The organism is uncultured Haliea sp., assembly GCF_963973825.1.
Taxonomy (GTDB): Bacteria; Pseudomonadota; Gammaproteobacteria; order Pseudomonadales; family Halieaceae; genus Haliea.
In genome coordinates this window covers 110,989-121,792 of sequence record NZ_CAXBAE010000013.1, presented here as the reverse complement: position 1 = coordinate 121,792, position 10,804 = coordinate 110,989, and the positions used below count along the sequence as shown (strand labels likewise).

Sequence of the window (10,804 nt, the reverse complement as noted above, 5' to 3'; positions counted from 1 at the left end):
TGACATGATTTCTAACCAATTGAATTTATTCAAAAATTAACCGGACACTAGTGAGTACGGATGATTATTAAATAGAGACAAGGAAGTTTTTTACCGCATTTCTGCATGTCACACCTGTCATTCTGTCATCCAGGAAACCAGGTGTACGAAGTTATGATTGAAAACACAGGATGAAAATATACAGAACAAAGCCGTAATTCTGTCACGGCCTAGCGCCGTGACAGAATGACAAGTGGACATTCACTTACGCTGCTTCACCTCCTTGCTCTGGCCCTCTCTCATTAGCCGCATACACAACGCTCTCACTTTGCATGTCCGGTTGGGGCATATTCGCATTTATTATTGTCACAGTGCGCTCTGTTGCAGACCGCCCCCCACGGATAACAGAGATTCCGAGAGCACGAAGATTCGTCTCAATCCGGTTCAGAGCACGACCAAGTGATATCGCGTTTCTCGGCCAATGTGGACCACTCCTCATCCCACGATCCGTTCCGGCGATTAGGCAGGCTAATAGCCGTGAGATTGATCCTTCCCAGCGAGGCTTACCTTCCATGTACCGGATGATCGCGGCAGCCAGTGGATCGGATCCCATACCGGCTTCCATGACTTCTAGCTGGTTACGTTCGTACACGCGCTGGAATGTACCGGACTCCCACCCCATTGCAGACTCACCGGCAGTGACCCACTGAATCATATCGAACATCCGGGCTCCAGACCGGATATCTGTGGAATCATAGTTCCGCAAAATATCGCTCAGAATGTTCACAACAGCACTGAACATGCGAGGACCTACCTCTGACAACCGCCGTTTGAACTCTCGCTTCGATATACGATTGCTCTCATTTACCGGTTCCAGCCTGAGCCCAATCGTCCGGCTTCCGAGGTCAGACTGCGTTACCACGTCGTCGATACCGTTCATCAGGATCATACGACTTACATTGATCACACTCTCGCCATCGTCGGTGTACAGCTGCCTCCGCCGTAGCCCCACTCCAGTCGCCATCTGTGCAAACAGGTCGCTATGTTTCTTGTTAAAGGTATACTCCGATAAGTTATCGAAAGACAACACTCTGTTAGAACGTGCCTGGATCAACAAGTCTGGAGCATTTGCTGGTAGTGCAGTGTGTGGCGTCGTGTTTGGATCGACCACAGACTTTATCGCCTCACACAGCGAGCCCTTGGCGGAGCCATGTTCACCCTGAACAAACATTACCGGGTATGGACCCTCTGGATGAAAACCCATGAGAATAACTCCCATGACCAGTATGAACTGCTCATCCGATACATTCAGGATGGCCTTAAAGTCATTCATCGCAGCGAAGATCTCACCGGGGGTCATCAGCTCGGGTTGCGGCAACGGAAGTTGCCCGTGCCGTCGAAGAAAGTAACCCTCAGACTGGCAAACCTGGAAGCCTTCCGTACTGACCTGGACTACCCTATACGAGGGGTCGCATAGGTCAATTTCCAGCAGATCTGTATCCCCTACTATTCTCACATCAGGGTCAATCATCTCACCTTCAAAAATCGCTCGGCCATCAAGGTACGCTAGCGTATCTTTGATGAGCTTGGCATCCGGACTGTTACTGTTATTTCGGATATAGTGATAGTTGAAAAAGCGTTTGAATTCCTCGCCACGCAATTTGAATAGCATTTTCTTTCCATCCACGGTGACGCGGATGTATGGCTCACGCATTTCGTCGTGTGCCAGCTCGTAGTGCATCTGCTCTAGTAGATGCAAGGAACTTTGTATTTCCATTTTCAGTACCATTTTCGAAGTTGCGGCCCGGATAAACCGGACCGAAACTTCTCTTACCTTCTATTTAGTTGTTGTCACTTATTTCCGACGCGGCATTAATTTCTAATGCCTCGTTAGCACGTTCGAGGTCTGATATACGCTGCTGAAGCTCACTTACGTAACGCTGTACAGCTCCATAGCAGTTGTCGAATATCCAGTCACTTTTTGAGCGAGTAAAACCGGTTCTCTCCATGAACCCGTCTATCGTCTCCAAATCCATCACTACATATTGAAATAAGCGAATCGTCTCGACATTTTGTAAACTACGGTGATCATTGTTTCTCATGTTACACACCCCCCTTGCACAGAGAGTTACGCCATTCCAGGAACACCTCTTCTGGCCATGCAATGCTGTTTGCTCCAATCTTTATCGGACGGGGAAGCCACCCAGATGATATCCAACGATAAATCGTTGAGCGACTTTTACCACCCAACATCGCCTGCACCTCCTTCATTGATAAGAGGTCAGGATATTTTTTGCCACTTGATGCAGCACTAGTTACTCGGGACATTTTTGTCTCCTTCTAAAAAGTAAAGTTTTTACAGTGCCATTAGCACACCGCTAACTAATACCTACCTGCAGATAGGTTAACGGGGTGAGGTGATCGGCCTCGTTGATCCCTGTTGATGGAAACTGTATCCCCATGGTCGGGGCCTTAGAAAGGAGACGGTCTGGAATCTACCCAGCCAAATGAAGCGAAAGGAGAGTCTGAGATTTTTCCCCGCCCAAACACTGCCAACTCGGTGTTTGGGCAGAAAAATTTGAATCGAAAATTGCTAGCGTACCTTGTTGCGCTTTAGTCGATCACGATGGTTTTCCAAGATTGCGCCCTCCCAGGCGCGATAACGTTCAATTCCTAGTTCTTCTTTACGCTGCCAATCACTACCACCAGCATTCAGCTCCGGGTACAGTACCGCTTTAAGATGCCCCTTGTCGGCCATGTAATCGGTCGCAGCGGAGATGTAGCTATCAACTGTTGTTTTCTTAATTTTCCCGGTAGCTAATGCGGCCACAGCATGAATAAGCGAGGCTGGTGTTTTTCGGTTTACAATTTTAAAAAAAATCACCATTCGCATTACGACCAACCTCAAGGCATGGTCAGGTTGATTCCTGTTACCCGGTAAGTTGTATCTAATGTAGCCCAACGTACCATCACTTCGTTTTCGTTCTGAATTTTCTCGCACAAGCTTAGCAAGCAGGATACTTAGTCGATCTGCATCCTCATGCGTAGCCATCTGGCCTCCGCGAGCGAGGAAATCTTGGAGATACTTAGCTGCCTCAATCGCCGACTTCATATCCGAATCAGGTAGAGTTAATGACCGATGGCTCAACAGGCTATAAGACAAATAGTCGCTAAGTACCAGTGCTACTAAGCCATAGATCCTTAACTCGAATAACTCGTAATCTGAATTTTGTTCATCGTAGCCGTGGAGTCCTAGGTATTGCCTAACTCCTTTTCGAACTGAGCTATTCGAAATTTCTGTATAGACATTACTCTCCTGCAATTTCGAAATAGAAGCCCTCACATCTTTTGGAGGTACAGTCTCCTCGCGTGACAAACCAAGGGGATAATCCACGCGAACATTCTGCAATCTATCCATTACTTCCTCTGACGGCATAACGTACTGAATAAACCAGAATGTTGCTTCATATTGATCTACATACAGCAATTCCGATGTTTCGCTGAAGAATTCAAAGAAACACTTAATTCTTTCTTCTAGTAACTTTCTCGTCTCATCATCCATTCAGTCACCTGCCTTGCCAACTTGCCCGTCCGTCTTGAGAGCATCTAAGTAGTCAGCCCAGCCTTGCATCATTTCTGCTCTACCAGGCAGGTGGGACGTTCGATTGTACGCCCGACCATTTGCATCTCTAACCTGGTGCGCCAACTGGTGCTCAATCCAATCTACCCGATAGTTGAGCACCTCGTCCAAGATAGTCCTGGCCATGGCCCGGAAACCATGTGGGGTCATTTCTTCATTGGTGTAACCGAGCGTCCTCAATGCGACACGAACTGCATTTTCAGAAAGGCATCTGCTGGCGCCTCTAGCGGAGGGGAATACAAACCTGCCTCTCCCAGTCAATCGCTGCAGCTCCTCTAATAGCGCCAAAGCCTGTTTGGAGAGCGGTACAATGTGAGGTTGACCCATCTTCATCTTGTGCGCGGGGATTTCCCACTGCTTATCTTCCCAGTTGATCTCCTCCCACTCCATGGCCCGGATTTCACCGGGGCGTTGAAATAACATCGGCGACAATTTCAGAGCGGTTTTAACTACTGGCGTTCCCTCAAAACTATCAATGGCAACCAATAGTTTACCGACTTCAGTCGGCTCGATTATCGCAGCATGATGCTTCTTGCGCCGGGGCTTCAGCACACCCTTCAAATCTGCACCGGGGTCACGTTCTGCCCTACCACTTGCAACCGCGTACCGGAATACCTGTCCAGCGGTCTGCTTGGCCCTGTGGGCTATGTCATTGGCTCCTCGCGACTCAATTCGACGCAGGGCGGCCAGTAGTTCAGGAGCGGTTATCGAGGCGATAGGCCGATTGCCGATAACGGGGTAAAGGTCCTTCTCAAGAATACGGCCAGTACGCTCACGGTAACTCTTGGACTTATCGGGCATGATCTGGCCAAACCACTCGCGAGCTACCGCTTCGAAGCTTTCAGCACTCGCAAGGTGGCGAGTCAGCTTTTCTACCTTACGGACCTCACCAGGGTCGATACCCTTGTTCAGTTTGCCTCTAGCCTCTTGATGGGCCTGCCGGGCTACCTTCAGCGTCACCTCCGGGTAGACCCCTAGAGCCAGCGTCTTGCGCTTGCCTGCAAAGCGGTAGTCGTACCTCCAGTATCGGGCTCCGGGTGGAGTCACCAGTAGGTACATGCCTCCCCCGTCAGGGAGCTTGTAAGCCTTCGCCTTGGGTTTGGCCTGTTTTACCTGTGTGGCGGTCAGATTGGTCATATCTACCTCCCTGGCGGCATGCCGAAAATGACGGTATCAGGATTTCACCCGCCAGAGATACCGTCGCCTGTACCGCCAGATTGTCGGTATACGATGGGACACCTTGGGGCAAATATGTGCAGAGTATAAACAAAAAAGCCCTGAAATTCAGGGCTTTAGGGTCATCATGGGACATGATGAGAGGGGTATATGGTCGGTGTGAGAGGATTCGAACCTCCGACCCCTTCCTCCCGAAGGAAGTGCGCTACCAGGCTGCGCTACACACCGATTTTTTGAGGAGCGCAAATATACCAGAGGCTCGAGCGGGAACCAAGAGCCTCTGGAATGGGTTGGGGCCCCGTTGGAACGTCAGTAGATCCCCGCCCACTTGGCGATAAGCTGGCTCATGAGGCTGAAGCCGATCACCACCACCATGAGCAACACCAGCAACCGCAGAGGTTTGAACGGTTTACGCTCGACTGAGTTGACGCCGCTGGTGATAAACGCATCCACCTTGGCCTGGTCTTCTGGGTACAGGCGGGGCTGGCCATCTGCTTGTTCGTTTTGATCCGACATCACATCCTCCCGGGAACTGCAGCCTTATTTTCCCCGCTGGCCACCGAAAAGTCACCTGCCTGCCGTAGTCTCGCCCAGCTTCGAGCAAGCGGCGGGCAGCGGGCCGCCGAGGTCGATCAGCCTGCGACGTCGAACAGGGCTTCCGGCATATCCATCAGGTTTTCCGCACCGGAAAGCAGCGCCTGCTTGTGGGCCAGGGTGCGCGGCAGCAGGCGGTCGAAATAGAACCGCGCGGTCAGCACCTTGGCTTCGTAGAAGGCGGTATCGCCCTCGGCCGCCGCGATCTTGTGACGTGCCAGCACCGCCATGCGCGCCCAGAAATAGGCGAGTGTGACGTAGCCGCTGTACATCAGGTAATCGACGGCAGCTGCGCCCGCTTCGTCGGGGTTCTGCATCGCCTTCTCGCCAATTTTCAGCGAGAGTTCCAGCCAGTCGTCCTTGTAGCACTTGAGCGTGTTGATGAACGGCGCATCGGCCTCGTCAGTATTGGCGTCGCAGAAGGCACCCATCATTTCGGTGAAGCCCATCAGCAACTTGCCGCCGGAGCCCAGCACCTTGCGACCAATCAGGTCCAGTGCCTGGATGCCGGTCGTGCCCTCGTAGAGCATGGCGATGCGTGCGTCGCGCACGATCTGCTCCATGCCCCATTCCTTGATGAACCCGTGACCACCGTAGACCTGTACGCCCAGGTTGGCCGCTTCGAAGCCGGTTTCGGTCACGAAGGCCTTGGCAATGGGAGTGAGCAGCGCCAGCAGGTCATCCGCGGCTTTCGCTTCCTCCTCGGTGCCGCGATGCACGATATCCCCCTGCTGTGACAGGAAGTACAGCAGCGCGCGGCTGCCCTCTACAAATGCTTTCTGTGTCAGCAGCATGCGGCGCACATCGGGGTGCACGATAATCGGGTCCGCCGGCCCGTTCGGGTTCTTGGGGCCCGTGAGGCTGCGCATCGCCAGGCGATCGCGGGCATAGGCCAGGGCGCCCTGGTAGGACAGCTCACCGTGGGCAAGCCCCTGGATGGCAGTACCGATACGCGCGGTATTCATGAAGGTAAACATGGCGTTCAGGCCGCGGTTGGGTGGCCCGATCAGGTAGCCGGTGGCGCCGTCGAAATTGAGCACACAGGTCGCCGAAGCCTTGATCCCCATTTTCTTCTCGATGGAAGCACAGTGCACGCCGTTGCGCTCACCCAGGCTGCCGTCATCGTTCACATTGAACTTGGGCACAATGAACAGCGAGATGCCCTTGGTGCCTTCGGGTGCATCCGGCAGGCGCGCCAGCACGATATGGACGATATTCTCGGCCATGTCGTGTTCGCCGGCGCTGATAAATATCTTGGTGCCGGAGATGGCATAACTGCCGTCGGCGCGCGGTTCCGCCTTGGTGCGCAGCAGGCCCAGATCGCTGCCGCAGTGGGCCTCGGTCAGGCACATGGTACCGGTCCAGCCACCTTCCACCAGGCGCGTCAGGTATTTCTGCTTCTGCGCTTCATTGCCGTGCGCTTCGATGGTCTTGATTGCGCCATGGCTAAGCCCGGGGTACATCAGCCAGGACCAGTTGGCGGTACCTGCCAGTTCGTTGGCGATGATACCCAGCAGGTCGGGCATGCCCTGCCCACCGTAGGCGGTATCGGCAGCGAGTGCTGGCCAGCCGTTGGCCACGAACTGCTGGTAGGCCTCTGGAAAACCCTTGGGCGTGGTGACAACACCATCCTTCCAGGTGCAACCCTCGTCATCGCCCGGCTCGTTGAGCGGCGACAGGACGTTCTCGGCAAACTTGGCGCCCTCTTCAACGATGGCGTCCATCAGTTCCTGGGTCGCCTCTTCATAGCCCGGCAGGCGCTGATAAAGGGCCTCGGACTCCAGTAACTCATTCATCACAAACCGGATATCACGGAGCGGTGCTTTGTACTGCGGCATGCTGTTACCTCGCAATGCAGTTGAACCTATGTTTTCATCGCTCACATTCTGCGCGAATTACAACCGAAGTCAAATAACTTTTGCGAAAGTTGCTGGGTACCGCACAGGCGCCGAGTGGAGTGGCAGAGCGGAAGAGTGTCCTGGCTGCGCCCTGAAATATCTACAAAAGTGCTTTTATATCAAGGTGTTGTGCAACCTTTTCTGGGGTAAAAGGCGCCACGTGAGGCAGTTCACCCAGCAGCGGGGCAGGCAAAAGCTGACGCAAAGTGTCCACATTTTCTTCATGGCAGGCCATGCGTTCACCCACCTGGTTGGCCACCCAGCCGGCCAGCTGCAGGCCATCGGCACGGATGGCCTCGGCGGTAAGCAGGGCGTGATTGATACAGCCCAGCCGCATACCCACCACCAGAATAACGTCGCTGCCGAGCGCGATCGCGAGGTCCGCCAGGGTCTCCCGAGGACCCAGCGGTACGCGCCAGCCGCCCGCCCCTTCGACCAGCACAAGGTCAGCGCCGCAGGCGAACACGCCGCGGCACAGGCCGGCCAGCCGCTCCACCTGCAGGCGCTTGCCCGCCTGCGCTGCGGCAATGTGCGGGGCGATCGCCGGTTGCAGGGCCACCGGGTTGATCTGCTCGTAGGGCAAGGGCATGTTCATCGCCGCCTGCAGAGCCAGTGCGTCCTCGTTGCGACCCTGTGCATCACAGCCGGCCGCCACCGGTTTGATCGCTGCCGTGCGCAGCCCCAGCGCACCCGCGGCGTGTAGCAACGCGCAGCTGACGGCGGTCTTACCCACTTCGGTATCGGTACCGGTGACAAAATACCTGCGGCTCATAATTTCTCCAGATGCCCGTAAATGACGTCGTAGGTGGCTGGCAACCCGGCGGGTTCGCGCCATGCCTCGTAGGCCTGCACCATGGCAGCAAGGCGCTGGCGTCCGGTCAGTCCGGCGGGGCGCTTGCTGTTCATGTTGTGTGCGCCCAGCGTTTTCAGTTCGTGCAGGAGTTCGGTCGCCTTGTTGTAGCGCAGCACAATACGCTCACTGCGCAGGGTGAGTCGTACCCCCGCTGTGATGTCCGCCGCTGCCTGCAGGGTTTCGGGCGGCAGGAAATCATTCACGTGCTGGCTGCCATCCGCTGCCGCCCAGGAATCGCGCAGCTCCTGCAGGGTTGCCGGGCCCAGAGAGCTGAAGAAGCAGCGACCACCCGGCGCCAGCACCCGGCCCAGTTCGGCAAACAGCAGATCGGGGCGGTAGCACCACTGAAAGGCGAGGCTACTGAAGATGACGTCCACCGAACCGCTGGCAAGGGGCAGCGCCTCGGCGTCACCGGCCACCCAGGCGGCGTGCTCTGTGTGCCGTTCACGCGCCCAGGAGAGCATGCCCTGCGCAAGATCCAGCCCGACATAGGCGGCCCCGGGATAGCGCTCCAGCAACGCCGGATGAAAATACCCCGTGCCACAGCCGAGGTCCAGCAGGGTTATCGAGCTCTTGCTTTCATTGACTAGTGAGGTGAGCAAACGCTTACCAACGTCGCGCTGTAACGCCGCCACGCTGTCATAGCGAGGCGCCGCGCGGCTGAAGGAGAGGGCAATCGCCTGCTTGCTCACCGGTGCCGCGGGAGCGGCCTCTGCCGCTTCACACACCGCCGCTGTGTCCACGGCAAAGCGGTACAGCGCCTCAGCCAGAGCCCCCGGTGCGGCGCAGGGCAGCGCGTGACCGGTACCCGGTATGACCGTCACGGAGGCCTCGGCGACGCCCGCCAGCCACCCGCACAGGGCTTCATGAGCAGCGCCCGGCACCAGTGCGTCGGCCTCCGCCAGCAGGTGCTGTTGCGGGCAGGCCAACGCCGGAAGCAGGCTGCGCGTGTCCAGTTCCGCCAGCCATTGCAGGCCGGCGGCGAGGGCGACGGCGTCCCAGCCCCGACTATGCGCCACCAGCTGCCGCGCCAGGGCGCGCTCAGCAGCGCAGCCGCGGGACTGCAGGGCGGAAAAGCGGCGCAGTGTACCGTCAGCATCCGCCGCCAGACCTGCCTGGAAACCGGCCAGCTGCGCCGCTGCCACACCGGGCCAGCTCCCCTCGGCGAGAAAGCGGGGGTTACTGGCCACAGTGACCAGCCCGGCGACGCGCTGCGGCGCTCGCGACGCCACGGCAGTGGCCAGCTGCCCGCCGAGGGACCAGCCGACATACACAGCGCTGGCCGGCGACACCGTCAACACCTCCGCCACAACATCCGCCAGATCGGCGCCGGGCCGCCAGTCAATCAGGGTAACGTTGGCCCAGCGTCGCAGCGCGGCCAGCAGCGGCCGCCAGCACTCGCTGCTGCCGGCCCAGCCGTGCAGCAGCACCAGGTCTGCTCTGGCCTGTTGCGCGGCGGGCAGGTATTCGGCTCTGGCCAACAGCTCAGGCATCGGGCCAGCACTCCGCCAGCGCCGCCAGCAATGTGGCCACCTGCTGCGGCGTATGCGCTGCGCTCAGGGTGATGCGCAGCCGGGAGGTTCCCGCCGGCACGGTTGGCGGACGAATGGCGCTGATCAACAGGCCGCGCTCACGCAACCGCTCGCTGAGGCGCACGGCGCGCCCGGCATCGCCCACCAGCAAGGGCTGAATGGCACTGTCGGAGTCCAGCAGGGGCAGATCGCACTGCCGGGCACCGCGCCGAAACCGGGCGATGTGCTCAGCGAGCTGCTCGCGCCGCCAGGACTCCTCATGCAGCAGTCGCAGCGCGGTGAGGCTGGCCGCCGCCAGCGCCGGGGGCATGGCGGTGGTATAGATATAGTTGCGCGTGGACTGGATCAGCGCTTCGATCAGCAGTTCGCTGCCCGCCACAAAGGCGCCGGAGGTACCCAGGGCCTTGCCGAGGGTCGCCATCAGCACCGGCACTTCCGCCTCGCCCAGCCCGGCTGCCTGCACGCTGCCGGCACCTGCCTCCCCGTGCACACCGAAGCCGTGGGCATCATCCACCATCAACCAGGCGTCGCGACTGGCGCAGGTGGCGGACAGCTCGGCCAGCGGCGCCGTGTCGCCGTCCATGCTGAACACGCCGTCGACAGCGACCAGCGTGGGCCCGGCAGCAGCGTCGAGTTTACGCGCCAGGTCGGCACAGTCGTTGTGGGCAAAGCGGCGCAGCCGCGCGCCACTGTGCAGGCCACCGTCAAGCAGCGAAGCGTGGTTGAGACGATCCTGCAAGACGGTGTCGCCGGGCCGCAGCAGGGCCTGCAGAATACCGGTGTTGGCGGCGTAACCACTGGAAAACAACAGTGCCCGGGGTCTGCCGGTGAAGGCAGCGAGCGCCTCCTCCAGTTCGCGGTGCGCGGCACTGTGGCCGCACACAAGATGGGATGCGCCGCTGCCCACGCCCCAGCGCGTCGCGGCATCGCGCAGGCTCGCGATGACCTTGGGGTGTGCGGCAAGGCCGAGGTAGTCGTTGCTGCAGAAATTCAGGTAGTCGCGGCCCGCCAGCCGCACCACCGGGCCCTGGGCGGACTCCAGGGTCAGGCACTGGCGATACAGACCGGCGGCACGGCGCTCTTCCAGCACCGCCCGGAGACGCTGCGGGAAGGCCTCCTTCATGGCGCTGGC

The 10,804-nt window shown here is 58.0% G+C and carries 8 protein-coding genes and 1 tRNA gene; all 9 read right to left on the bottom strand.

What is annotated here, in order from left to right; genetic code table 11:
• Nucleotides 1-244: 244 nt before the first annotated feature.
• Nucleotides 245-1,768, bottom strand: coding sequence for a hypothetical protein (locus AACZ17_RS14535; RefSeq protein ID WP_290741440.1), 1,524 nt, complete (start codon nt 1,766-1,768; stop codon nt 245-247).
• 804 nt (nt 1,769-2,572) lie between these two features.
• Nucleotides 2,573-3,541, bottom strand: a complete 969-nt coding sequence (locus AACZ17_RS14530; RefSeq protein WP_290741439.1) for a hypothetical protein — start codon at nt 3,539-3,541, stop codon at nt 2,573-2,575.
• Nucleotides 3,542-4,756 (bottom strand): integrase arm-type DNA-binding domain-containing protein, encoded by a 1,215-nt coding sequence (locus tag AACZ17_RS14525; RefSeq protein ID WP_339638651.1) that lies wholly within the window; start codon nt 4,754-4,756, stop codon nt 3,542-3,544.
• A 190-nt stretch (nt 4,757-4,946) separates the two neighbouring features.
• Nucleotides 4,947-5,023, bottom strand: a tRNA-Pro gene (locus tag AACZ17_RS14520).
• A gap of 81 nt (nt 5,024-5,104) precedes the next feature.
• Nucleotides 5,105-5,311: a DUF3094 family protein gene (locus AACZ17_RS14515; protein WP_290741435.1), complete on the bottom strand. Its 207-nt coding sequence runs from the start codon at nt 5,309-5,311 to the stop codon at nt 5,105-5,107.
• Nucleotides 5,312-5,427: 116 nt separating this feature from the next.
• On the bottom strand, nt 5,428-7,227 hold the full coding sequence (locus AACZ17_RS14510) for an acyl-CoA dehydrogenase C-terminal domain-containing protein (RefSeq protein WP_290741433.1): 1,800 nt from the start codon (nt 7,225-7,227) through the stop codon (nt 5,428-5,430).
• A 160-nt stretch (nt 7,228-7,387) separates the two neighbouring features.
• Nucleotides 7,388-8,059: a dethiobiotin synthase gene (gene bioD, locus AACZ17_RS14505; RefSeq protein ID WP_290741431.1), complete on the bottom strand. Its 672-nt coding sequence runs from the start codon at nt 8,057-8,059 to the stop codon at nt 7,388-7,390.
• Nucleotides 8,056-9,633, bottom strand: coding sequence for a malonyl-ACP O-methyltransferase BioC (gene bioC / locus AACZ17_RS14500; protein WP_290741429.1), 1,578 nt, complete (start codon nt 9,631-9,633; stop codon nt 8,056-8,058). The genes bioD and bioC overlap by 4 nt, the downstream gene beginning before the upstream one ends.
• Nucleotides 9,626-10,795 carry an 8-amino-7-oxononanoate synthase gene (bioF, locus tag AACZ17_RS14495; protein ID WP_290741427.1) on the bottom strand — a complete coding sequence of 390 codons (1,170 nt, stop codon included), beginning with the start codon at nt 10,793-10,795 and terminating at the stop codon, nt 9,626-9,628. Before bioF ends, bioC begins: the two co-directional genes overlap by 8 nt.
• Nucleotides 10,796-10,804: the final 9 nt, after the last annotated feature.

Excerpts from the sequence above, each read along its gene's own strand:
- AACZ17_RS14535 (WP_290741440.1), bottom strand. The coding sequence starts at position 1,768 with ATGGTACTGAAAATGGAAATACAAAGTTCCTTGCATCTACTAGAGCAG.
- AACZ17_RS14530 (WP_290741439.1), bottom strand. The coding sequence starts at position 3,541 with ATGGATGATGAGACGAGAAAGTTACTAGAAGAAAGAATTAAGTGTTTC.
- AACZ17_RS14525 (WP_339638651.1), bottom strand. The coding sequence starts at position 4,756 with ATGACCAATCTGACCGCCACACAGGTAAAACAGGCCAAACCCAAGGCG.
- AACZ17_RS14515 (WP_290741435.1), bottom strand. The coding sequence starts at position 5,311 with ATGTCGGATCAAAACGAACAAGCAGATGGCCAGCCCCGCCTGTACCCA.
- AACZ17_RS14510 (WP_290741433.1), bottom strand. The coding sequence starts at position 7,227 with ATGCCGCAGTACAAAGCACCGCTCCGTGATATCCGGTTTGTGATGAAT.
- bioD (WP_290741431.1), bottom strand. The coding sequence starts at position 8,059 with ATGAGCCGCAGGTATTTTGTCACCGGTACCGATACCGAAGTGGGTAAG.
- bioC (WP_290741429.1), bottom strand. The coding sequence starts at position 9,633 with ATGCCTGAGCTGTTGGCCAGAGCCGAATACCTGCCCGCCGCGCAACAG.
- bioF (WP_290741427.1), bottom strand. The coding sequence starts at position 10,795 with ATGAAGGAGGCCTTCCCGCAGCGTCTCCGGGCGGTGCTGGAAGAGCGC.